Origin of the sequence: Actinomadura coerulea, from assembly GCF_014208105.1 — a bacterium.
Lineage (GTDB): Bacteria > Actinomycetota > Actinomycetes > Streptosporangiales > Streptosporangiaceae > Spirillospora > Spirillospora coerulea.
The window spans coordinates 5,971,215-5,995,447 of the sequence record NZ_JACHMQ010000001.1; the positions used below are offsets into that span (position 1 = coordinate 5,971,215).

A 24,233-nucleotide genomic window follows, 5' to 3' on the forward strand; every position below is an offset into this window, starting at 1 on the left:
TCGGGAAGCACATGGCACAGCCCCCTTACGACCCTTACGGCTACGGAGCCCAGGACCCCTACGCCCAGTCCTACTCCCAGCCCCCGGCCGTGCAGCACCACTACTACGGGCAGTCGATGCCGGTCGCCCCGCCGACCAACGGGATGGCGACCGCTTCGCTGGTGTGCGGTCTGATCGGCTTCTTCGCCTGCGGCGTGACGTCCGTCCTCGCGGTGATCTTCGGGCACGTCTCGCTCGGCCAGATCAAGCGGACGGGCGAGGGCGGGCACGGCATGGCCGTCACCGGTCTGATCCTCGGCTACCTGATCTCCGCGGGCTGGCTCATCATCCTGCTCTTCTACATCCTCGGGATCGCGATGTTCGCGGCGAGCGCCGGTTCCACCAGCACCTACTGATCCGCTGAGGCCCTCTCAGGCGAGCCGGGGGACGCCCGCCACTTCCACGCCGACGCTCGACATCAGCACCGTCATGGGGGTGGGGGTGTCCCGCCAGGTCTTCACCGCGCGCCCGAACACGTCGAGGACGGCGCGCAGCGACGCCGGGTCGGCATCGGCCAGTTCCGCCCAGGACTCGTAGAGCACCAGGTAGCCGTGCTTCGCGGGCGTCCATGACAGGTCCTTGAGGCATTCGCCGAGATCGCCCCAGTCGGCGCCCGCACCCGCGGGCAGTTCGAACACCTCGCCGCACAGCCGCAGGAACGAGTCCCTGTCCCTGGCGCGGCGCCCGTCGAGGTAGAAGCCGCGCCAGCCGGCCTCGTCGGCGCGCTCCATCCAGCCCGTGTCGCCGACGGCTCCCGGCACGGGAGGCGTCCGCCACTGGTAGACGCCCGGTCTCAGCCGCCCGGCGAGCAACTCGGTCAGTGCTCGGTCCGCGTTCACGTCATCTCCCGGCAGTTCGCTCTCCCCGCCGGTGGGCGGGGCCCCGGGGCGACCAGCCCCGTCCGCCGCGTTCCGTTCCCGCACCGCCGCCACAGAATCCCCCCGATACCGGAACATTCCGGCTATATCGCAGCGGCCCTCCGCCTGGGCGTTCCTCCCCTTCACGTCGGCCGATGCCGCTCCGCGGCATCCGTGTGCCTTGACAGGGGCCTCGCCGCTTCCTATTCTCTCGATTTAAGAGATGCTCGTATAGCGAGCAACTCTGGAGCGAGGTAGTTGCCCGATTCCGAGAGGAACACAGAGATGGACACCACGCCCACCACCGCCCCCGCGCCGACCCGCGTCCAGGCCCACTACGAGAACGTCAAGAAGCTCGGCCACTGGACGACCGGCCGCCGCTTCGCGGTCCGCGCCCGCCGCGGCATGGTCGTGCTGGACCTGCGCTCGCCGCGGATCCCGGACGGCGACATCGAGATCGAGGTCGACCTCGACCACTCGATGGTGAAGCTGCTCGTCCCGCAGGACGCCCGGATCGACCACTGGGACCTGCGCTACACCGGCCGCGGCCGCGTCAAGGACTGGACGGGCGAGAACGGCGACGGCCGCGCGGTCCGCGTCACCGGCGAGATCCGGCACGGGGAGATCCGCGTGCACCGCGGCGGCGTCGCCACCCTGTCGGCGATGTTCTCCCGCGAGTTCGTCCAGGACGTCCGCCGCGCCCGCCGCGAGGGCACCACCCCCACCGTCGCCGACCCGGCCCACGAGGACTGAGCCGGCCCCAGGAGCCGCGAAGGCCCGTCCCGGCGAGACCGCCCCGGACGGGCCTCTCCCATGGCCGATATGAGAACGTGCGAATCCGGGTTGAGTCTCCAGCGGGTGGAGGCCGCAGGGTGAGGGGCATGGACGGCGACACCACGTACACGATCGGCGAGCTGGCGCGCCGCACCGGGCTGCCGGTGCGGACGATCCGGTTCTACTCCGACGCCGGTGTCGTCCCGCCCACCCGCCGTACCCACGCCGGCTACCGGCTGTACGACGCGGACGCCGCCGCGCGCCTGGACCTCGTGCGGACACTGCGGGACCTCGGCGTCGACCTCGCCACCGTCCGGCGGCTGCTGGACCGGGAGGTCGACGTCGGGCAGGTCGCGGCGGCGCACGCGGACGCGCTGGACGTGCAGATACGCACGCTCAGGCTGCGCCGGGCCGTGCTGCGGGCGGTGGCCAGACGCGGATCCACCCCGGAGGAGATCGAACTCATGCACAAGCTCGCCCGGCTGTCCGACGAGGAGCGGCGCCGGATCATCACCGACTTCATCGACGAGTCCTTCGCCGGACTCGACCTGCACCCCGGCTTCGCGGAGAAGATGCGCGCCGCGCTGCCCGAGCTGCCCGACGAGCCCGAACCCGAGCAGGTCGACGCCTGGGTCGAGCTGGCCGAACTGGTCGGCGACCCCGGCTTCCGGGCCTCGGTGCGCCGGATGGCCGAGTTCCAGGCGGCCGAGGTCGCGCGGGGGACCGTCCCCGAAGACCGCTTCGCCGCCCTCGCCGACCTGACCCTGGAGAAGGCGGAGCAGGCCGTCGCGGACGGGATCGAGCCCGGCTCTGAGGCGGCCCGTCCCATCGTCGACGAACTGGTCCGCGCCTACGCCGACGCCTGGGACTCCGCCGGCGACGCCGCCTTCAGGCGCGATCTGCTGCACCGGCTGGAGATCGGCACCGACCCGCGCACCGAGCGGTACTGGCAACTGCTCGCCGTCATCAACGGCTGGCCCGTCCCGCCGACGCTGACGCCGCTCTACCAGTGGTTCGTCGACGCGCTGCGCTCGCGCGGCTGACTCAGGTGGGCAGGGGCACGCCGGCGTGGTGGTCGCCGCGCCGGCGTGCCAGCGCCACCACGTCGGGCGCGCCGTCGAGGACGCCGCCCGCCGGATCGTCGTCCCCGTCCGACCGGACGATGTCGGCGGACGGGACGAGGACGTCCCGCACCACCAGGACCGCCAGGGCGAGGACGGTCACGAACCGGGCGAGCAGCGCCAGCGTGTACACGTCCTTGCTGATCCCGCCGTCCGGGGCGTCCAGGCTCAGTACCGCCGACAGGGTTCCGGCCAGGTCGGCGCCCTGCGTCTGGGCGGACACCGACAGCAGGAACCACCAGATGCCGAAGAAGTAGGCGATCTCGCCGAGCTGCCAGGCGACGAAAGCCGGCAGCTTCGGCCGGGCCAGCACCGCCAGCGGCAGCAGCCACAGGACGTACTGCGGCGACCAGACCTTGTTCGGCAGCATGAACGCGACCAGCACGAGGAACATCAGCTGCGGCAGGCGCGGGCGGCGCGGGGCCGCCAGGGCGAGGACGGCGATCCCGGCGGCGAGGACGAGGAACGTTCCCGTGCCGAACAGGTTGAGGAGGCCGGTGTCGGAGGCGGGCTTCTCCAGCCCGTGGTCCTGCAGCACGAAGAAGATCGAGCCCCAGTCGATGCCGCGCTTCTGGCTGAAGGTGTAGAACTCCTTCCATCCGTCCCAAGCGAAGAGCATCACGGGCACGTTCACGGCCAGCCATCCGGCGGCGGTGCCGGCGAGCACGCGGCCCATGGGGCGCCACTGCCCGGCCCGGACGCACAGCAGGACGAGCGGCCCGAGGAACAGCAGCGGATAGAACTTGGCCGCGATCGCCAGGCCGAGGAGGGCTCCCGCCAGGGCCGGACGGCGCGCCGACCACGCGGCCAGCGCCAGCGCCGACAGCGCCACCGCCAGCAGGTCCCAGTTGATGTAGGCGGTGAGGAGGAGCGCGGGGGACAGCGCCACCATCAGGCCGGTGCGCAGTGACCGGCGTCCTGCCACGTACGCGGTGGCGAGGACGGCGACGACCGCGAGGACGGCGAGGAGCAGGACGGTGACGTTGTAGAACGCGAGGCCGCGCGCGTCCACCCCGAACGGCTTGACCAGCCACGCGACCAGCTGCATGAACCCGCCGCTCAGCACCGGGTACTCCACGTACCGGATGTCGGAACCGGTGAACGTGTCGAAGTACGGGAGCTTCCCGTCGCTGAGCCCGCGCACGTAGTAGAGCGGATAGACGTCGGTGTAGCAGGCGTTCGCCGTCGTCTTGAGGAAGTCGAACCGCACCGAGGCGCAGGGCTGCTTCTGCAGCCAGCCGAGAAGGCACGTCAGGGCGGTGAGCCCGGCCAGCACCGGCGCGAGCCGCTTCAGCCGTCCGGGAGCGTCCGCCCGGTCGCTGTCGGCGGACATCGTGAGCCTCTCCGTAGACGACGACATGGACAGCAGCCTATTCGCCCGGGGGACGCGGGCGATCAAGAACGGGAACGGCCCGGAGCCGTGGGGGCTCCGGGCCGTCCCGTCGCGGACGTCGCCGCTAGTTGTTGTTGTTGGTGGCGGGGTCTTCCTTCCGGCAGGCCGGGTCGTTCTTGTGCTCCGGCTTCGCGCACCACCAGGTCTTGTCGCCGGTGGGAGGCAGGTCGGGGTTGCAGCCGAGCGGCATGTTGTACTGGTTGCACGGCACCTCCCCCGTCGTCGGCGGGGTGATGGTCGGCGTTTCCGTCGGCTTGGGCGACTCCGACTGGCAACCCGCCGGCGGCCGCTGGCCCCGTCCCTGCCCCTGGCCCTGCCCGGGCTGGCAGGTCGGGGTGTTGGTCGGCGTCGGGGTCGAGGAGACCGTCGGAGTCGGCTTGGCCTTCGCCCACGGGGCGACCTGGCCGCCGTTGACCGGCGGCGGGAACGGCTTGATCTCCTTGCCCTCCAAGGCCTTCAGCATGAAGGTCTTGAAGAGCTCGGCCGGGACCGTACCACCGTAGACCTGGCTGTAGCTGCCGACGCCGATCAGCGACTTGCGGTTGCCGTTCTTGTCCTGCCGCCACATCGCCGCCGAGGTCGCCAGCTCCGGTGTGTAGCCGACGAACCAGGCCGACTTGTTCTCGTCGGTGGTACCGGTCTTGCCGGCGACCGGGCGGGCGCCGAGGCTCGCGCGCTTACCGGTACCGCTGGTGACGACCGCCTGCATCGCGTTAGTGGCGTCCGCCGCGACGCCCGAGTCGAAGGCCGTCGTGGGCTTGTCCCAGGGCAGCTTCTTCAGCGGCTTCTGCTGGTTGTTGACGATGGGCTGGCCGCGGTTGTCGGTGATCTTCTCGATGACGTGGGCCTGCCGGTGCTTGCCCTCCGCCGCGAACGTGGAGTACACCGACGCCATCGTCACCGGGGTCGCGTCGATGACGCCCAGCGGAAGCGACGTGATGGTGTTCGACAGGTTCGGGGTGTCTTCGGGGATGCCCATCTTCTTGGCCATGTCCACGACGTTGGCCAGCTGGACCTTCTGCCCCAGGTCGACGTACGCCGTGTTGATCGACATCGCCGTCATCTGCTTGAGGTTGTAGATCCCGTTCTCCGAGCGGCTGTCGTTGGTGAACGACGCGCCGTTGATCGTGCGCTTGTAGCTGCCGTCCATCGTCGTGCGCAGGCTGATGCCCTGGTCGAGCGCCGTGGCGAGGACGATCGGCTTGAACGACGAACCCGGCTGCACCTTGCCCTGGAAGGAGTTGTCGAACTGCTGCTTGCGGTAGTCGGGACCGCCGTAGGCGGCCACCACCCCGCCCGTCTTCGGGTCGACCGCCGCGAGACCGAACTGGATGTCGTTCTTCAGCCCGTTCTGCTTGCGGATCTGCGAGACGGCCTTGTTGGTGTAGTCCTGCAGGTCCTTGCGGAACGTGGTGGTGATCTTCAGACCGCCGGTCTCCAGCATCTGCTCGTCGATGCCGAGCTTCGTCTTCAGCTCGTTGATGACGCGGTCCTGGAGGTAGCCGGAGTTCGGGTCGTCCGGGACGTCGCTCCAGTTCTTCTGCGTCTGGGGGAACTTCGCCTGGGCGCGCTTGCCCGAGTCGAGCCACTTCTCCTCGACCATGCCGTCGAGGACGTAGTTCCAGCGGCTGATCAGCGCCTTCTTGGCCGGGTTGGAGTCCGGCCCGTAGGTGGCGAAGTACCCCGGCCGCTGGATCAGGGCCGCGAGCATCGCGGCCTGCGACTCGTTGATCTCCGTGACGGGCTTGTGGAAGTAGGCGCGGGACGCCGCCTGGATGCCGTATGCGTGCCGCCCGAACGGGACGGTGTTCAGGTACAGCTCCAGGACCCGCGACTTGTCCATCTCCTTGCCCATCCGGATGGAGATGAGGATTTCCTTGAGCTTGCGGCTGGCCGTGCGGTCCCGGCTGAGGTTCGCGAAGTAGTTGCGGGCCAGCTGCTGGGTGATCGTCGAGGCGCCGGCGGCGCCGCCGCCCGTCCCCGCCCGGTACAGCGCGCCCACGATGCCGGTCGGCGAGATGCCGGGCTCGTGCCAGAAGTTGCGGTCCTCCGCGGCGAGGACGGCGTTCTGGACGTGCTTGGGCACCTTGCTCAGCGCAACGTCCTCGCGGTGCGTACCGATGCGGGCCAGCGTCGATCCGTCCGCGTAGGTGATCACCGATTCCTGGCGGAGCGCGTCCTGCTGCTTCTCCGTCGGGATCGGGGTGTTGGCGTAGGCGACGATGACGAGCGTCGCCAGGCCGAGGATCGTCACGCTGACGACGGCGACGGTGATCTTCCAGTTCGGGACGTAGCGCCGCCAGCCCGTCTTCTTGTTCGCCTCGTCCGCGGGCTTGCGCTCGCGGCGGCGGCCACCGCCGCGGCCGCGCCCGCCGCTGCGCGACTCGTCACCCCAGAAGCCGTCGTCGCCTCCGCCTCCGGAGCCGCCACCGCGGCCGCCCGGACCACCAGGACCGCCCGGACCACCGGGACCACTCGGGCCGCCCGCTCCGCCGGGAGGGGCTCCCGGGCCGCCTCGCATGGGACGGCCGGGGGCTCCCGACCGCATGCCCGCGGGCGCGCCGCGACGCCGCGCGCCACCGGGGGCGCCGGCCCGCGAGGGTCCGCCCGGCCTGCCTCCGGGGCGCGGCGTCCTGCCAGGTGTCGGCGAACCGCCCGGCGCGCCGCGCTGCCCGCCCGAGGGCATACCGGAAGAGCCGGGACGGGGGGAGCCCCTCCGGCCAGAGCCCTCTCCGAAATCCGGTCCAAATCGGCTTGGGTTACTCACGCGGCCTCATCAACTGGGGGACGGCTTTGCGTCGTCCGAGCGTACTGTGCCCCCGGCGCGGAGGTGGCCGCTGAGGCAAGGCTCACCTTCATCCGAACGGACGGGCGCATGCGGTCGGAGGCGCCGGCGTGCGGCGACTCGCCAGGATGCTCCATGTCACACCCCCATATCCAGTGGACGGTTCGGTTCGCGAAAGGCCGGCCGGTTCACTCGGGCGGCCTCGTCAGCAGCGTCAAGGGCCGCAGGCTCTCGGTCTGGGCGGTCCGGCCGCCCCTCCGGTTGCGGCAGGCGGGATCGCCCTGGTGGATCTGGCACCACCACCGCGGCGGCGGGTTGCTCGGCGGCTTGTTCGGGTCGCAGTCGCCGTTCTGGAACGGGGACTGGCACGGCTGCTTGCCGTCGCCCCCGTCGCCGCCGTCCTGGCAGCGCGGGTCGAACTTGCCCACCGGGGTGTTGCACCACGGAGGCTTGCCCTCGTCGTCCTTTTTCTTCTTCTCCGGCGGCTTCGCCCACTTCTGTTCGATCCCGCCCCACGCGGGCGGCGGGAACGCCTGCGCGCCCATGCCCCGGACCGCGTTCGCCATGTAGGACCGCCAGATGCGGGCGGGGATCGTGCCGCCCTCCACCTCGCCGATCTGCGGCAGGATCACCGACTTCTTCTTGCCGTCCGGGCCGACCGCGTCGTTGTAGATCGTCACCGCGGTCGAGACCTGCGGGACGTACCCGACGAACCACGACGAGACGTTCCGGTCCGTCGTACCGGTCTTGCCCGCGGCCTGGCGCCCGTCCGGCAGCGCGGCCGCGGTCGCCGTACCGCTCCTGATGACCTGCTGCATCGCGTACGTCGCGTCCGCGGCGACCTTCGGGCTGAAGACGCGGCGCTTCTCGTAGTTCGGGCGCAGCCGCACCGTCTTGCCGTCCGACTTCTTGACCACGCGGATCACGTGCGGCTGGTGGTACATCCCGCCGTTGGCGAACACCGCGTACCCCGCCGCCTGCTCGATCGGCCGGATGTTGTTGACGCCCAGCGCGAGGTTCAGGCAGCACTTGTGCGGTTCCAGCAGGTCGGAGGCGATTCCGGCGTCGGTCTCGGTCTTCATCGCCTCCTCGATGCCGACCTTGCCCATCAGCTGGATGAACGCGGTGTTGACCGAGTCCTTCGTCGCGGTGATCAGGTTGATCGCCGGACCCACGTCATGGCTGTTCGGGACGATCGAGGCGTTCGGGTCGTCCTTGGACACCACGCTGCCGTCCGGGCCGATCGGCGTCTTCGACCGCCCCTCGACGAGGCTCTTCAGGCTGTAGTTCTGCTTCAGCGCCGTCGCGAGCACGTACGGCTTCATCGCCGACCCGGCCTGCGCCGACCCCTGCCACACGTTGTCGAAGGACTGGTCCAGGTAGTCGGGACCGCCGTAGAACGCGACGACCTCGCCGTTCGCGGTGTTCACCGACACCAGGCCGACCCGGATCTTCCTCTTGGCGAGCTTCTTCGGGTCCACCTGCGGAACGGTCTGCTCGGCGGCCCGCTTGGCCATCGCCATCTTCTTGCGGTCGAACGTCGTGTAGACCCGGAGGCCCTGGGTGGTCAGCTCCTTGGTGTCGATGCCCTGCCGGCCGAGCTCCAGCTTGGCGCGCATCAGCATGTAGCCGCGCTGGCCGCCGTAGAGCTGGTCGCTGGTGCCCGCCTTCCGGAGCTTGGGCGGGCCCTGCCTGATGTACTTGTCGGCGTCGGCCCGGCTGAGCTTGCCCATCGAGACCATGCCGTTGAGCGTGTACTGGTACCTGCCGGTCACCCACGCCTGGCTGGCCTTGTCGCCCGGGTCCCGGTTGGGGTTCTGGATGATGCCGCCGAGCAGGGCCGCCTGGTCGGGCCGCAGCTTCCACACGTCCGTCCCGAAGTACTCGCGGGACGCCGCCTGGATGCCGTAGGTGTCGCGGCCGAAGTAGATCGTGTTCAGGTAGAGCTTGAGGATCTCGTCCTTGGAGTGCTCGTCCTCCAGCTTCAGCGAGATGAACAGCTCCTGGAACTTGCGGCTGACCGTCCGGTTGTTCGGGTCGGAGTAGTAGTTCTTCGCGAGCTGCTGGGTGATCGTGGAGCCGCCGCCCGACCCGCCGGTCAGGTTCTTCCACACCGCCCGCGTCGTCCCCTTGACCGAGAAACCGGGGTCGGTGCGGAAGCTGCGGTTCTCGGCCGCCAGCACGGCGTTCTGGACGTTCGGCGGGACCTTGGCCAGCTCGACGCTCTGCCGCTTCTTGCCGATCCGGCCGATCTCGGTGCCGTCGGTGTAGTAGAAGATCGACGCCTGGTCCTCGACGCCCGCGACCGTCGGCTCCTTGGGGGTCGGGGTGTTGGCGTAGGCGACCCAGATCAGCGTGACGAACGCCGCGAGGCCGAGGCCGCAGACACCGCCCACGACCTTCCAGGACGGGATGAAGCGCCGCCAGCCGGTCTCACGGGACCGCAGATGGCCGAGGACCCCCTTCTTGCCGGGCGGCCCGTGCCGCCCAGGCCCACCGGGCCCTCCCGGACCGCCGGGTCCGCCGGGTCCACCCGGGCCGCCCGTGCGGTTGGCCGCGCGGACGCCGCCGCCGCGGAACTTCGCGGTGACCTTCGCGCCGAGGTCCTGCCCGGTCTTACCGAGCTCACCGAGCTTCTCGCGCAAGCCCGGCTTCGGGGCCGCGCCGGGCATCCCCGGCGTCCCGAACCCTACGGGCGGTGCCATTCCCCCCGCACCGGGCCCACCGGGGACTCCCTGTCCAGGCCCCATGCCGGGCGCGTTCGGGAACCCGGGACGTCCCGGCGCCCCCATTCCCGGAACCGCTTGCCCGCCGGGAGGACCGCTCATCCCAGGACGCCCGCCTCCCATTCCGGGGCCGCCCTGCATGCCGTAGCCGCCCGGAGGCGTGTTGCCGGGTGCGTTGCCCATGCCGGGCCCGCCCTGCGACTGGAATCCCCCAGGGCCGCCACTGCCGCCAGGTCCACCGAACCCGCCCTGGCCTGGCGCCCCACCGGGCCCGCCGAATCCTCCTGGACCGGGCTGCACGCCGGGGCCGCCGTTAGGGCCGAACCCACCGTTGCCGCCGAAGCCGCCCTGCCCAGGCATACCGCCCGGCCCGGCTGGCCCGCCCTGGCCGCTCGGTACGAGCGCGCCTCCCGGAGCGATCGGTCCGCCTGGCGCGCTCGGAGCGGCGTGGCGACCGGTGGGCGGAGGAACGGGGCTCGACGGTCCGCCGGGGGGAGCCGGCGCCGGACCTCCCAGCGGACCCGGGCTCGCGCCGGGAGCGCCCATGTAACCGGACCCTTCCGCCGTTCCCGGCGGAGCGGGGTTCTGGGGCATGCCAGAGGAGCCCGCGGGATTCGTTCCGGCGGGCTCACCGTGGGAGCTCGGGAAGCCGGGGTCGCCGGAGTCACCGGGACGGGGGTTCTGGTGCCCGCCCGGCCTCTGCGACCCGGGTTCCGGTCGGGGCTGGCTTGGATTACTCACGCGACCTCATCAACAGGGGACAACGGTTGTTGCCGAGGGCCGGGTGGCTCCCGGCCCTTGTTGCGGCTCGTGCGCCGTCCGAAGAGTACTGTGCGGGCTGGTGAGCGGGGGGAGCGTGTGCTCGGCGAAGGACGCCCTGGCCGGTCCGCGCCCCGCGGGGTCGGTGGCTCCTCCTCACTCGGCTACCGTTCCGGGCTGTCCCGGGACCGGGGTCGTGCGACGCGGCCAGGTGGTTCCAGGACGCAACTTTGGCACATTTCCACCACATACACCCTGAAATCGCCACATTCGCGATACGGGCCTGCGGGGCATCCGGGGTGTCCCAGGTAGATCGCCACTTGCCAGGACGAGCCGGGCTACGTATCTTGTCGATGTATCGAGTCGATACATTCACTCGATACATCGGATCGAGACATCGGCTTCTGCGGAAGAGGGACCGGGATGGCGGCCAAGAAGGGCGCGGGCGTGCTGGAGCTCGCCGTGCTCGGACTGCTGCACGAGTCCCCGATGCACGGCTACGAGCTGCGCAAGCGGCTCAACACCCTGCTGGGCATGTTCCGCGCGTTCTCGTACGGCTCGCTCTACCCGTGCCTCAAGCAGCTCCTGGCCAACGGGCTGATCATGGAGGACCGGCCGGAGGAGCCGAACGCGCCGCTGGCGCTGCAGAGCCGCCGATCCAAGATCGTTTACAAGCTCACCGCCGACGGCAAGGAGCGCCTGCAACTGCTCCTCACCGAGGCCGGCCCGGCTTCGTGGGAGGACGAGGGGTTCGGCGTGCACTTCGCCTTCTTCTCGCACACCCGTGCCGACGTCCGGCTGCGGATCCTCGAAGGCCGGCGCAGCCGGCTGGAGGAGCGCCTGGAGAGCGTTCGCGCCGCCCTGGCGCGAACCCGCGAGCGAGTCGACTCCTACACCCTGGAACTGCAGAACCACGGGCTGGAGTCCGTCGAGCGCGAGGTCCGGTGGCTCAACGAGCTCATCGGGCGCGAGCGGGCCGAGCAGGAACAGCAAGCACAGCAAGCACAGTCAGCTAAGCGAATTGACCAGGACATGCCTCGGGACGAGGGCCGCTGAGCGGCGGCCCGGCGCCTTCGGGGTCGGGTGAGACTCCACCACATGTTCCGCAACAGAGAAGGAGCGACCGGATGGGTTCCGTGCGCGTAGCCATCGTCGGTGTGGGCAACTGCGCCTCTTCGCTCGTCCAGGGCGTCGAGTTCTACAAGGACGCGGCCCCTGACACGCGAGTTCCCGGCCTGATGCACGTCCAGTTCGGCGAGTACCACGTGGGCGACGTCGAGTTCGTGGCGGCGTTCGACGTGGACGCCAAGAAGGTGGGGATGGACCTCTCCGAGGCCATCCACGCCAGCGAGAACAACACCATCAAGTTCGCCGACGTGCCGCCCACCGGGGTGACCGTCCAGCGCGGGCACACTTTCGACGGCCTTGGCGAGTACTACCTGGACATGGTCGAGGAGTCCGACGCCAAGCCGGTCGACGTCGTGCAGGCGCTGAAGGACGCCGAGGTGGACGTCCTGGTGTCGTACCTGCCGGTGGGCTCCGAGGAGGCCGACCGCTTCTACGCCCAGTGCGCGATCGACGCCAAGGTCGCGTTCGTGAACGCGCTTCCGGTGTTCATCGCCAGCGACCCCGAGTGGGCGCAGAAGTTCACCGACGCCGGTGTGCCGATCGTCGGCGACGACATCAAGTCGCAGGTCGGCGCGACCATCACGCACCGCGTCATGGCCCGCCTCTTCGAGGACCGCGGCGTCGAGCTGCTGCGCACGTACCAGCTCAACTTCGGCGGCAACATGGACTTCATGAACATGCTGGAGCGCAAGCGGCTCCAGTCCAAGAAGATCTCCAAGACGCAGTCGGTCACCTCGCAGATCCCGCACGAGATGGCGAAGGCGGACGTGCACATCGGCCCGTCCGACCACGTGCCGTGGCTGGACGACCGCAAGTGGGCCTACGTCCGCCTGGAGGGCCGCTCCTTCGGCGACACGCCCCTCAACCTGGAGTACAAGCTGGAGGTCTGGGACTCCCCGAACTCCGCCGGCGTCATCATCGACGCCGTCCGCGCCGCCAAGATCGCCAAGGACCGCGGCATCGGCGGCCCGATCCTGTCGGCCAGCTCCTACTTCATGAAGTCGCCGCCGGAGCAGTACAACGACGACCAGGCGCACGACGCGGTGGAGAAGTTCATCCGCGGCGAGATCGAGCGCTGAGAGCCTGATCACAGAGCGCCCTGAGGACGCCCTGACGGTGGACATCCCACTGTCAGGGCGTCCTTACTTCTGTAGAGAAACGGTGATGTACCGGCTCTTTGTCACGCTCTGGCCCTACTGTGACACCGCCGGTGACAAGCGCGCCAGGCTCTGAGTCAGTGAGGTGACACCGTGGCGGCACGCGAAATGATCAAGGTGACGGCGGGGCTGGCGGGTCTCGTTGTGGGGCTCGCCGGATGCGCCGGAGGAGGTGACGGCGCGACCGCGGAGGGCGCGTCCCGCCAGGGCGGCACGCTGCGCGTCGTCGGGTCCTCCGACGTCGAGCACCTCGACCCCGCGTCCGTGGCCAGCGTCGGCGCGTACGGGCTCGTCCGCACGTTCGCCCGGACGCTGTTCGGGAACCGGGCGTCCAACGACTTCCAGGAGACGGTCCCCGTGCGGCCCGACGTCGCCGAGCGGATCCCGACGCGCGAGAACGGCGACATCGGCAAGGACCGCCGCACGTACACGGTCCGGCTGCGCGACGGCGTCCGGTGGAACACCAACCCGCCGCGCCCCGTCACCGCCGAGGACTTCGTCCGCGGCTTCGAGCGGCTGTGCAACCCGGCCTCCCCGTCCGCCGCCAAGGGCTACTTCGTCTCCACGCTCAGGGGCATGGACGCGTTCTGCCGGGGCTACGGCTCCGTGAACGCCAAGGACGCGCGGGCGATCGCCGCCTACCAGCGCGACCACGGGTTCGAGGGCGTCCGCGCCGAGAACGAGCGGACGCTGGTGTTCAGGCTCAAGCGTCCCGCCAGCGACTTCCTCAACCTGCTGGCGCTGCCGGTCACCGCGGCCGCGCCGCAGGAGTACGACCGCTACGTCCCGGACAGTGCCGAGTTCCGGCAGCACACCGTCTCCGACGGCCCGTACCAGATCACCGACTACAAGCCGGGCATCTCCTACCTGCTCACCCACAACCCGGTGTGGCAGGCGGGTTCGGACCCGCTCCGCGAGCGGCACGTCGCGAAGATCCAGATCACGCTGGGGCAGGACTCGCCGGAGACCGTCCAGCAGCAGATCGAGCAGGGCACCGCCGACCTCGCGTGGGACCAGCCCGTCCCGACGTCGGCGATCCCGCGGCTGCGCGACGACCCGCGCTTCGCGATCAGGGAGACCCCGAACAACAGCCCCTACCTGGTCTTCAACACGCGCAGCCCCCGCAACCGCGGCGCGCTCGGCGACCGGGCCGTCCGGCAGGCGCTGGAGTACGCCGTCGACCGCAGCGCCCTCATCAAGATCGTCGGCGGTCCGTCGGTGGCGAGGCCGCTGCACACGGTGATCCCGCCGGGCAACTCCGGTTACGCGGCCGTCGACCACTACCCCACGCCCGGCGAGTCCGGCGATCCCGCCAAGTGCCGTGAACTCCTCGGCAAGACGGGCCGCTCCGGCCTCTCGCTGAAGTTCCCCTACCGGACCAACAGCGTCCACAAGCTGATCGCCCAGTCCATCGCCCAGAACCTCGACGCCTGCGGGGTGGAGACCGAGCTGACCCCCGACTCGGGCGGCTCCTTCTACTCCAGCACCCTGTCCACCCCCGCACGCGCCCGCGAGGGCAAATGGGACATCGCCGCTCCCGGCTGGGTCCCCGACTGGTACGGCAACAACGGCCGCTCGATCATCCAGCCCCTCTTCGACGGCCGCGCCTACGGCCCCGGCTCCACCAACTACGGCGGCTACGACAACCCGCAGGTCAACGCCCTCATCGACGCCGCCCTCACCGCCCCCGACGCCCAGCGCGCCGCCGGCTACTGGCAGCAGGCCGACCAGAAGATCATGGAGGACGCCGCGATCGTCCCCCTCCTCGACCGCGCCCAGACCACCTACCGCTCCTCCCGGGTCCACGGCGCCTTCTTCCTCCCCACCACCGCCGGCTACGACCTAACGAGAGTGTTCATCGCCTAGTCGGGGGGTGGGCCGCCAGAGCGCCCAACTGACCTGAGCCGTCGCCGCAACCACGCAACGACCTCCATGGTTGCGATCGTGTCCGAAAGCAGCGCCGGCGGCGGAGACGCGAGCGAAGCGAGAGCCCGGTCGTGCAGCGAGCCCATGGCGAGTCGGGGCGATGCCAGCGATCGCCCGCGTCTTCCGCGATGGAGGGCCGCCAGGCCCGAGGGAGGAGAAAAACGCAATAAGCACGACATACTCTGATCTGATGCGAGCGGGTGAGTTGCGGGGGATCTTGAAGGGGCGGGATTTCCTGCGCCTCTACGGGACCCGGCTCGCTTCGCAGCTGACGGACGGCGTGTTCCAGGTGGCGCTCGCCGGATACGTGTTCTTCTCTCCCGAGCGGCAGGCGACGGCGACGAAGGCGGCGGCCGCGTTCGCGGTGACGCTGCTTCCCTACTCGGTTCTCGGGCCGTTCGCCGGTGTGTTCATCGACCGGTGGCGGCGGCGGCAGATCCTCGTGTGGACGCCGGTGCTGCGCGCGTTCCTCGTGCTGCTCGTCGCGGGACTCGTGGCGGGCGGGCAGGACGGGCTCGGCTTCTTCCTCGGCGTGCTCGTCGTGCTGGGGGTGAACCGCTTCTTCCTCGCGGCGCTGTCGGCGGCGCTCCCGCACGTCGTGCGGCGCGACCAGCTCGTCACGGCGAACGCGTTCAGCGTGACCTCAGGGACGGTCGTCGCGTTCGGGGGTGCGGGGCTCGGCTACGGGCTCCGGCGCGGGTTCGGCGCGGGGCACGACGGGACGGCGCTGATCCTCGTGGCCGCGGCGGCGCTGTTCCTGCTGGCCGGACTGATCGCGACGACGCTGCCGAAGGGGCTGCTCGGCCCCCACCGGGCGGCGGAGGACGTCGAGACCGGGGCGGAGGCGTCGGCGGCGCCCCGGGTCGTCGAGGTGATCCGGGGGGTTCTGAACGGGCTCGTGGACGGGGGGCGGCATATCGCGCGGCGGCCGCAGGCGGCGCTGGCGCTCGGCGCGATCTCGTTCCACCGGTTCCTGTACGGCGTCGTTCTGATCATGACGCTGCTGCTGTGCCGGAACCACTTCGCCGACGGCCCCGACAAGGGCCTGGAGACGTTCGCGCTGATGCTGGGAGTGTCCGGCGCCGGGTACTTCGCGGCGGCACTGATCACGCCGCTGGTGGTGCGGCGGATCAGCAAGCAGGCGTGGGTGGCGTGGCAGCTCGGCGGGGCGGCGCTGAGCCTGCTCGTCCTCGGCATGCCGTTCGCGGAGCGCCCCTGGGCGGTCGGCGCCTTCCTGCTCGGCGTGGTGTCGCAGGGCGTGAAGCTGTGCGTCGACACGACGCTCCAGGAGACGATCGACGACGAGTACCGGGGGCGGGTGTTCGCCGTCTACGACATGCTGTTCAACGCGACGTTCGCCGCTGCCGCCGCCGCTGCCGCGACGTGGCTGCCGCCGGACGGGCGCGCCGGCCTCACGCTCCTCGCGGTGATCGCGGCGTACGCGGCGGGCGCCGTCGCCTACCGGACGGCCGCCTCCCGCGTGCGCCGGCCGGCGCACGCCCTGCGCTAGAGCGACTCCGCCACGGCGTGCAGGGCCGCGGCGATGTGGTGCACCTCGTCTTCCGTGCACACGTACGGCGGCATCGTGTAGATCAGCTTGCCGAAGGGCCGCAGCCAGACGCCGTGCGCCATGGCGATCTCCTGGACGGACGGGACGTCCACCGGCTCGCGCGCCTCCACGACGCCGATCGCGCCGAGGACGCGGACGTCCGCCACCCCGGGGAACTCCGCGGCGTCTTCGAGCTCGCTGGTCAGGACCGCCTCGATGGTGTCGACCTCGTCCCGCCAGTCGCGGGCGAGCAGCAGGTCGATGGACGCCGACGCGACCGCGGCGGCCAGCGGGTTGGCCATGTAGGTGGGCCCGTGCATCAGGACGCCCGCCTCGCCGGAGGTGATGCCGTGGGCGACGCGGTCGGTGCACAGCGTCGCGGCCATCGTCATGTAGCCGCCGGTCAGGGCCTTGCCGAGGCACATGATGTCGGGGACGACCTCGGCGTGGTCGCAGCCCCACAGCTCGCCCGTCCGGCCGAACCCCGTGGCGATCTCGTCCAGGATCAGCAGCAGGCCGTGCTCGTCGGCGATGTCGCGGAGGGCGCGCAGGTACTCGGGGGCGTAGAAGCGCATGCCACCGGCGCCCTGGACGATCGGTTCCGCGATGATCCCGGCGAGCTCGCCCGCGTGCTTCGCGGCCAGTTCCGCCAGCCCGTCCAGGTACGTCTCGTCGGGTTCGGCGCTGTAGCCGAGCGGGGGCGGCGGCGCGAAGACGTTCTGGGCGAGGACGTCGGTGAACATGTGGTGCATCCCGTTCACCGGGTCGCACACGGCCATGTCGCCGAACGTGTCGCCGTGGTAGCCGCCCCGGACGGTGAGGAGCCGGCGCCGTTCCGGACGCCCCTGCGACCGCCAGAACTGCAGCGCCATTTTGATCGCGACCTCGACGCCGACGGACCCCGAGTCGGCGAAGAACACCTTGGTCAGCGGCTCCGGGGTGAGCTCGACGAGCCGCTCGGCGAGCCGGACGGCGGGCGGGTGCGTGAGCCCGCCGAACATCACGTGCGCCATCTTGCCGAGCTGCCCGGTGACGGCCGCGTTCAGCTTCGGGTGGTTGTAGCCGTGCACGGCCGCCCACCACGAGGACATGCCGTCGATCAGCTCGGTGCCGTCCGCGAGGGTCAGCCGCACCCCGTCCGCCGACACGACCGGCAGCGCGGGCGCCGACGCGGGCAGCGGCGCGTAGGGGTGCCAGATGTGCTCGCGGTCGAACTCCAGCATCCGCTCGGTCTCGCGGGGGCTCATCCGCCCCAGCCGCAACGGGATCATTCGCCCTCCCCCTCGCCGGAGGGGGCGCCGACGCCCTCGGCGGCGGCCCAGCGGCGCAGCTCCTCGGCCGCGGCCTCCTTGCCGATCATGCCGCGGTCCAGGCGGAGTTCGAGGAGGAACTTGTAGGCGCGCCCGACGAGGGGACCGGGGGCGATGCCGAGGATCTCCTGGATCTCGTTGCCGTCGATCTCCGGCCGGATCGCGGCGAGCTCCTCCTCCTCCGCCAGCCGCTCGATCCGCACCTCCAGGTCGTCGTAGGTGCGGCGCAGGCGGTCGGCCTTGCGCTTGTTGCGGGTGGTGCAGTCGGCGCGCGTCAGCTTGTGCAGGCGGGTGAGGAGCGGCCCGGCGTCGCGGACGTACCGGCGGACGGCCGAGTCCGTCCACTCGCCGGTGCCGTAGCCGTGGAAGCGCAGGTGCAGCTCCACGAGGCGGGACACGTCGGAGATGACGTCCTTCGGGTAGCGCAGCGCCGTCAGCCGCTTGCGGGTCATCTTCGCCCCCACGACCTCGTGGTGGTGGAACGAGACGCGTCCGCCCGCCTCGAACCGGCGGGTCCTGGGCTTGCCGATGTCGTGAAGCAGCGCCGCGAGCCGCAGCACGAGGTCGGGGCCGTCCTCCTCCTGCGCGATCGCCTGCTCCAGGACGATCAGGGAGTGCTCGTAGACGTCCTTGTGCCGGTGATGCTCGTCGATCTCCAGCCGCAGCTTCGGCAGCTCGGGCAGGACGTGCGCGGCGAGACCGGTCTCGACCAGCAGCGCCAGGCCCTCCCGCGGGTACCGGCCGCAGAGCAGCTTGGACAGCTCGTCCCGGACCCGTTCGGCCGACACGATCTCGATGCGGTCCGCCATGTCCTTCATCGCGCGGACGACGTCGGGCGCGACCGTGAAGCCGAGCTGGGAGGCGAACCGGGCGGCGCGCATCATCCGCAGCGGGTCGTCGCTGAAGGAGTCCTCCGGTCGGCCGGGCGTCCGCAGCACCTTGCGCTGCAGGTCGGTGAGGCCGCCGAACGGATCGACGAAGTCGTGCCCGGGCAGTCGCGCCGCCATCGCGTTGACGGCGAAGTCGCGGCGGCGCAGGTCCTCCACGAGGGAGGTCCCGTAGGACACCTCCGGCTTGCGGGACTTCGGATCGTAGGTCTCGCTGCGGTAGGTGGTGATCTCCAGCTCGACGCCGTTCTTGCGCAGGCCGACCGTGCCGAACTCGATGCCGATCGTCCAGTGCGCGTCCGCCCACCCCCGGATGATCTCCAGGGTGCGCTCGGGCGGGGCGTCGGTGGTCAGGTCCACGTCCTTGGTCGGACGGCGCAGCAGCGCGTCCCGGACGGGCCCGCCGACCAGCGCCAGCTCGTGACCGGCCGCCGCGAACCGGGTGCCGAGCTCGTCGGCGACGGGCGCGATCCCGCGCAGCAGCTCGGCGATCGCGGTACGCCGCGAGGACTCTGGGGTCACGTTCTGGTCAGGCACGGCCATCGAGCGTATTTCCTTGGTTGACGGGCTGACAAAGGACTTTCTGGCGAGCGCCGGGGTCCGCACGGAAGTCTTTTCGGGGCCGAAGAAGGACGGGGCCCTTCACACGCCCCGATCCCCGGGTTACGTTTCGGGCACCCCGACGACGCCCTGCGCGACCCGGTGAGCCTCCCGTACGACAAAGGTAGCGGGATCCAATAGGCCCACGGTCCGCCGCACGTGCGGTTGAGGCGCGTCACGAGGGTTCGCGTGCCGCGCGGCAGGGATGAGGCCTGCCGTTCCGGGTATGTGGGGATCTCCCCCCGCAGTGTGCGACGCGCGGGGCCGCAGCGAAACCAGATCCGGGGGTGAGCGGACGCCCCCCGCGGGATGGAGCCGAACATGAAGGACGCTCTCACCATCCACCGCACGCTTCTCGGCTGGGAGACGCCGCACGAGATCGTGCGGCTGCCCCTCGTGATGACACGGGCCGACGAACTGCCCAGAGCGCTCGGCCTTCCGCCGGAGCGGTGCCTGGTGACGCGCGTCTACTCCTGCGAGGGCGCCCACCTCGGCCGGCCCTTCCTGGCCGGGGCGATCGTCCCGGCGGGACGTCTGCCGTCCACCGAGGCGGTGCGGCTGGGCACGGGCGCCCGCGCCGTCCGTCCCGCCCACGCGGACGTGGTCAACGCCGTCACCGAGTACGCGGCCGGCCTGGTCTGCCCGCTCCTCCTTCCGGAGTCGATGCCGCTGCTGATCGACCGCGGGCTCGTGGACGGGCTCCACGCCCACGGCGTCGTCTACACCGCGACCGGCGAGGCGTCCACGGCGCTCGGCATCAAGGCCAGCACCCTGTACTCCCTCTGCCGCCCGAAACCCGTCGACCTGCTGGCCCCGCTCAGCGCCGCCTCCGCCCCCGGGCGGGACCACGTGACGACCTGAGCCGCCCGCCCGGCGCGGCCCCCGCGGCGGACGACACCCGGCAACGCCATGAACACCGACGGACTACCATCGGGGCCGTGGTGCGGGAAAACGACGCCCGCCGTCCTCGGCCTGTCCTCGCGCCGCCGGACGGGTTCTGGACGGGCACGGCGTGAGGGCGGACGCGGCGTGAAAGCGGTCGGACGCGCGTTGGCGCTGGCCGCGATGCTGCCCTGTCTCGCGATGGCGGCCCCTGCCATGGCGTCCCCGGCGGGGACCCGGGCGCAGGCCCCCGCGAACGCTCCCGGCGGCGCCCCGGCGGCGGCCCACGCGCGCGCGCAGGTGGCGCTCGCGCTCACCAAGGTCACTCCGAAGACCCTCACCCCGAAATCCAGGATCGAGATCTCCGGGGCGGCGCGGAACCGCAGCGGCCGCGCGCTGGCCGGCCTCACCCTGCGGCTGCGCTACAGCGCCCAGCCCGTGACCAGCCGGAGCCAGCTCGACCAGCTCGCGTCCGGGCAGCAGGCAGCGCTGCCCAACGTCGCCCCGCAGCAGCAGTCCCTCGCCCAGGCGACCAGGCCCGGGGTGACCCAGGGATGGAGTTTCCGGACCACCGCGCAGCAGCTGGGCCTGCGCGCCCCCGTCGCCACCCCGGGCGTCTACCCGATGCGCGTCGAGGTGCTGAACTCCGCGCAGCAGGTCGTCGGCGGCATGACGACCTTCCTGACGATGATGCCGAAGCAGCGGAGCTTCAAGCCGGTGGCGGTCGGCTGGGTGCTGCCGCTGATCGACCGGATGCACCGTGCCAACGACCGCACGTTCATCGACGACGATCTCAGCAAGGAGCTGGCGCCCGGCGGCCGGCTCCACCGGATCGTGGAGGCCGGCGGCACCACCGGCACGCCGGTCACCTGGGCGATCGACCCCGCGCTGCTGGACGACGTGCGGCAGATGGCGTCGGGCGACTACTTCGTCAAGGCGCCCGGGGCGGCGAAGGGCGTCCGCAAGGAGAAGAGCAAGGTCGCCGCGACGTGGCTGGCGTCGCTCAAGAACGCCGCGAAGGGCGACCCCTACTTCGTCCTCCCGTACGGCGACCCCGACGTCACGGCCCTGGTCAGGCGTAAGACGACCGGCGACATCGGCGTCGCCTTCGACGCGCGCAACACCGGTTTCGTGTCGCAGATCCTCGGCCGCCAGCCCGACGCCCACGTCGCCTGGCCGGCGTCCGGCGTCGGCGGGCCCGGCACGCTCGAACAGCTCGCCAAGTACGCCCTGAAAGACGGCGGGTCGTTCCTGATGAGCAGCTCGCAGTTCGAGAACCCCGCGACGGGCGCGCAGCCGAACGCGACCACCGCCCTCCCGACGCACCTCGGCACCAAGAAGACCCTCCTCTACGACCAGACGGTCGCCCAGATCCTGAACGAGGGCGCGAGATCCGCCTCCCGGGCGCTGATGAGCGAGCAGCGCTTCCTCGCCGAGACCGCGATGATCGCGGCGGAGGCGCCGAGCGTCCAGCGCACCGTCGTCGTCGCCCCCGACCGGATGTGGGACCCCGCCGACGGGCTCGCCAAGAACCTGCTCACCTACACCAAGGCCGCGCCCTGGATGCGCGAGATGCCGCTGCGCTCGATCGAGTCGGCCCAGCCGCAGGCCCGCGCCTTCCACGGCTACTCCGACGACTACGAGAAGTACGAGCTGGGCGACGTCCACCTGGGCCAGACCCGGGCGATCGCGAAGCGCGCGGCGACGTTCCAGGCCGTGATGACCGGCCCGGTGAAGATCTCCTACGAGCGCGCCGTGCTGCGGCTGGAGTCGGTCGGCTGGCGGACGTCGCCGGGGCGCGCCAAGCGGGTCCGCAAGGAGCTGGAGGACGAGCTCAAGGACGAGATGCACCTGGTCCGCGTCGTCCCCCCGAAGAACAGGCGCGTGCTGATGGGGGGCAGCTCCGGCAAGCTCCCCGTCCTGGTCGAGAACACGCTGAACGACCAGTCGATCAAGGTCCGGCTCGTCGTGACCTCGGAGAACACCGCCAAGCTCAAGCTCGGTGAGCTGGAGCCCGACGACGCGGTGATCGAGCTCGGGCCCGGCGAGCGGGCCCAGCGGTGGATCCCGGCGCAGGCGGCCGGCAACGGCAACTTCGGCGTCCGCCTCGAGCTGCAGATTCCCGGCGCGCGCGGCCGGACGTACGGTGACGGCGAGACCATCACGGTCACCACGACCGGATACGGGCGGCTCGCCCTGCTCATCACGGGCGGCGGACTTGCCGTACTCTTCGTGGGCGTCGGAGTGCGGGCCATCAGAGCGAGGCGCCGCCGGAAAGCGGAGGCAGCCGGTGACGGGTCGACCGGAATGGGATCGCCGGGGACAGGGGAACCAGGGGCCGGGCTCCCCGGCGCCGGGTTCCCAGGGCCCGGGATACCCTCCGCCGAATACCCCGGGGCGCCCGGGACAGGGCTATCCGGCGCAGGGCGGCCCGCAGGGGTACCCGCCGGGCCCTCCGCCCCAGGGGCCGCCTCAGGGCCCGCCCCCGCGGGGGCCGATGCCGCAGGGCAGGCCGGGGACGCGTCCGGGCCCGCAGGCGCCCGGTCCGAGGACCCCGCAGCAGTACCCGGGCCCGCCGACGGGCCGGCCGCCGGGCACGGCGAACCGCGCCGCCGAGACGGTGGTTGACATCCCCCTTCCAGGCGGCGGCCCGCCGAACTCCGACACCACGGTCGTGGACACGCCTCCGGCACAGGAGGGCAAGGGCTCGTCCGGCATCCTGAAGTCCGGCGCGATCATGGCGGTGGGCACCCTGGCGTCCCGCGTCACCGGCTTCCTGCGCACGGCCGTGATCGTCGCCGCGCTCGGCACCGGGCTGCTCGCCAACGCCTACAACACCGCCAACACCATCCCCAACCAGATCTACGACCTGCTGCTGGGCGGCATCCTCACCAGCGTCATCGTCCCGCTGCTGGTCCGGGCCAAGCAGCGCGACCGGGTCGCCGGGGAGCAGTACGAGCAGCGCGTGTTCACCCTCGCGGTGATCGGCCTCGCCGTCCTCACCCTCGTGTCGGTGCTGCTCGCACCGCTGTTCATCGACATCCTGGCGGGCAGCTACAGCGGCGACCAGCGCCAGGTCGCCATCCTGTTCGCCCGGTTCTTCCTCCCCCAGCTGTTCTTCTACGGCGTCGGGGCGTTCGCCGGGGCCGTCCTCAACACGCGCGGCAGCTTCGGCGCGCCGATGTGGGCGCCCGTGCTGAACAACCTCGTCGTGATCGCGGTCGGCGGCGCGTTCCTCACGATCACCACCGGCCGCGTCGACCCGTCCAGCATCACCGACCAGCAGCTCATGCTGCTGTCCATCGGCACGACCGGCGGGATCGTCCTGCAGACGGTCGCGCTGTGGCCGTCGCTGCGCCGCGTCGGCTTCCGGTGGCGGCCCCGGCTGGACTTCCGCCGCGGCGAGCTCGGCGAGGTCGGGCGGATGGCGGGCTGGACGCTGCTGTACGTCGTCGCCGCCCAGGCCGCGTTCGCCGTCGTGACCGCGCTGACGAACCGGGCCGGGAAGCTCGCGTACGTCCAGGGCCTCGGCGAGGGCTACGGCTACACCCCGTACTTCAACGCCTACCAGCTCTTCCAGCTCCCCTACGCGATCGTGGGGGTCTCGGTGATCACCGCGCTGCTGCCGCGGATGAGCCGGTTCGCCGCCGAGGGCAAGACGGCCGACGTGCGCGCCGCGTTCTCCAGCGGGCTCCGGCTCTCCTCGGTGATCATCATGCCGGCGGCGGCGCTGATGCTGGTGCTCGGACCGGAGATCACCACCGTGCTGTTCGCGCACGGCAACACCACCGCCGACGACGCCCTGGTGATCGCGCGGGTCATGCAGATGTTCGCCATCGCGCTCGTCCCGTTCTCCGTCTACCAGCTGATGCTGCGGGTCTTCTACTCCTACGGCGACACGCGGACGCCCGCACTGATCGGCCTCGTCGTCACCTCCACCAACATCGCCATGGCGTTCACCGCCTACAACGTCCTCGACCTCAAGTGGATCGTGGTCGGCATCGCGGGCGGGTTCGCGATCAGCAACCTGGTCGGGACGGTCACCTGCTGGCTGGTGCTGCGCCGCAAGCTCGGCGGGATGGACGGGCGCCGCGTCATCGGCGGCCACCTCAAGCTGCTCGTCGCGATCTGGCCGCTGATCGGGTTCGCCTACGCCGCGCACACGGTCGCGGACGCGCTGGGCGGCGTCGACGCGATGCTGCCCGCGCTGGCCACCCTGGTGGCCGGGTCCGTCGGCGGCGGGCTGCTGTACGTGCTGTTCGCCAAGCTGCTGCGCGTGGAGGAGATCCAGACCACCATCGCGACGTTCGCCCGCCGGCTTCCGGGGCGGGCAAAGTAAA

Annotated in this window: 16 protein-coding genes; 10 read left to right on the plus strand and 6 right to left on the minus strand. The window is 71.1% G+C overall.

Annotated elements, in window-relative coordinates:
- The first annotated feature begins 11 nt into the window (after window positions 1-11).
- Complete coding sequence (locus tag BKA00_RS27580; RefSeq protein ID WP_185029707.1) at window positions 12-395, plus strand: DUF4190 domain-containing protein; 384 nt, start codon at window positions 12-14, stop codon at window positions 393-395.
- Window positions 396-410: 15 nt separating this feature from the next.
- Here the strand turns inward: BKA00_RS27580 and BKA00_RS27585 are convergent, their stop codons facing one another.
- Window positions 411-878, minus strand: a complete 468-nt coding sequence (locus tag BKA00_RS27585; protein ID WP_185029710.1) for a barstar family protein — start codon at window positions 876-878, stop codon at window positions 411-413.
- A gap of 303 nt (window positions 879-1,181) precedes the next feature.
- Here BKA00_RS27585 and BKA00_RS27590 point away from each other — a divergent pair, with 303 nt between their 5' ends.
- Both BKA00_RS27590 and BKA00_RS27595 read left to right on the plus strand, forming a co-directional pair.
- Entirely contained in the window at window positions 1,182-1,649 is a 468-nt protein-coding gene (locus BKA00_RS27590; RefSeq protein WP_185029713.1) for a hypothetical protein, read from the plus strand.
- A 128-nt stretch (window positions 1,650-1,777) separates the two neighbouring features.
- A complete protein-coding gene (locus BKA00_RS27595) occupies window positions 1,778-2,713 on the plus strand; it encodes a MerR family transcriptional regulator (RefSeq protein ID WP_185029714.1) in 936 nt (311 codons plus the stop codon).
- Window position 2,714: 1 nt separating this feature from the next.
- On the opposite strand, the gene BKA00_RS27600 is transcribed toward BKA00_RS27595, so the two are convergent.
- The 3 genes from BKA00_RS27600 to BKA00_RS27610 form a co-directional block, all read right to left on the minus strand.
- Entirely contained in the window at window positions 2,715-4,151 is a 1,437-nt protein-coding gene (locus BKA00_RS27600; protein WP_230298625.1) for a glycosyltransferase family 87 protein, read from the minus strand.
- Between the two features lie 97 nt (window positions 4,152-4,248).
- Window positions 4,249-6,705 carry a transglycosylase domain-containing protein gene (locus BKA00_RS27605; protein ID WP_230298624.1) on the minus strand — a complete coding sequence of 819 codons (2,457 nt, stop codon included), beginning with the start codon at window positions 6,703-6,705 and terminating at the stop codon, window positions 4,249-4,251.
- Between the two features lie 452 nt (window positions 6,706-7,157).
- Window positions 7,158-9,674: a transglycosylase domain-containing protein gene (locus BKA00_RS27610; RefSeq protein ID WP_185029717.1), complete on the minus strand. Its 2,517-nt coding sequence runs from the start codon at window positions 9,672-9,674 to the stop codon at window positions 7,158-7,160.
- Between the two features lie 1,203 nt (window positions 9,675-10,877).
- Here BKA00_RS27610 and BKA00_RS27615 point away from each other — a divergent pair.
- The 4 genes from BKA00_RS27615 (at window position 10,878) to BKA00_RS27630 (ending at window position 16,175) form a co-directional block, all read left to right on the plus strand.
- The gene (locus tag BKA00_RS27615; protein WP_185029719.1) at window positions 10,878-11,510 is read left to right on the plus strand and encodes a PadR family transcriptional regulator; all 633 of its coding nucleotides are present in this window, start codon (window positions 10,878-10,880) and stop codon (window positions 11,508-11,510) included.
- 71 nt (window positions 11,511-11,581) lie between these two features.
- Entirely contained in the window at window positions 11,582-12,661 is a 1,080-nt protein-coding gene (locus BKA00_RS27620; protein WP_185029720.1) for an inositol-3-phosphate synthase, read from the plus strand.
- Window positions 12,662-12,832: 171 nt separating this feature from the next.
- Window positions 12,833-14,605: an ABC transporter substrate-binding protein gene (locus tag BKA00_RS27625; protein WP_230298623.1), complete on the plus strand. Its 1,773-nt coding sequence runs from the start codon at window positions 12,833-12,835 to the stop codon at window positions 14,603-14,605.
- Between the two features lie 250 nt (window positions 14,606-14,855).
- A complete protein-coding gene (locus BKA00_RS27630) occupies window positions 14,856-16,175 on the plus strand; it encodes an MFS transporter (RefSeq protein WP_185029723.1) in 1,320 nt (439 codons plus the stop codon).
- Here BKA00_RS27630 and BKA00_RS27635 read toward each other — a convergent pair.
- On the minus strand, window positions 16,172-17,485 hold the full coding sequence (locus tag BKA00_RS27635; protein WP_185029724.1) for an adenosylmethionine--8-amino-7-oxononanoate transaminase: 1,314 nt from the start codon (window positions 17,483-17,485) through the stop codon (window positions 16,172-16,174). The two genes, BKA00_RS27630 and BKA00_RS27635, sit on opposite strands and share 4 nt — an antisense overlap.
- Window positions 17,482-18,954, minus strand: a complete 1,473-nt coding sequence (locus tag BKA00_RS27640) for a CCA tRNA nucleotidyltransferase (RefSeq protein ID WP_185029727.1) — start codon at window positions 18,952-18,954, stop codon at window positions 17,482-17,484. Before BKA00_RS27640 ends, BKA00_RS27635 begins: the two co-directional genes overlap by 4 nt.
- A gap of 378 nt (window positions 18,955-19,332) precedes the next feature.
- Between BKA00_RS27640 and BKA00_RS27645 the strand changes: the two genes are divergently transcribed.
- The 3 genes from BKA00_RS27645 to murJ all read left to right on the plus strand — a co-directional run bounded on the left by BKA00_RS27645 (window position 19,333) and on the right by murJ (window position 24,232).
- On the plus strand, window positions 19,333-19,872 hold the full coding sequence (locus BKA00_RS27645; RefSeq protein WP_185029730.1) for an aminoacyl-tRNA deacylase: 540 nt from the start codon (window positions 19,333-19,335) through the stop codon (window positions 19,870-19,872).
- A gap of 168 nt (window positions 19,873-20,040) precedes the next feature.
- Window positions 20,041-22,521, plus strand: coding sequence for a DUF6049 family protein (locus BKA00_RS39310; RefSeq protein WP_230298622.1), 2,481 nt, complete (start codon window positions 20,041-20,043; stop codon window positions 22,519-22,521).
- 46 nt (window positions 22,522-22,567) lie between these two features.
- Complete coding sequence (murJ, locus tag BKA00_RS27650; RefSeq protein ID WP_230298621.1) at window positions 22,568-24,232, plus strand: murein biosynthesis integral membrane protein MurJ; 1,665 nt, start codon at window positions 22,568-22,570, stop codon at window positions 24,230-24,232.
- Window position 24,233: the final 1 nt, after the last annotated feature.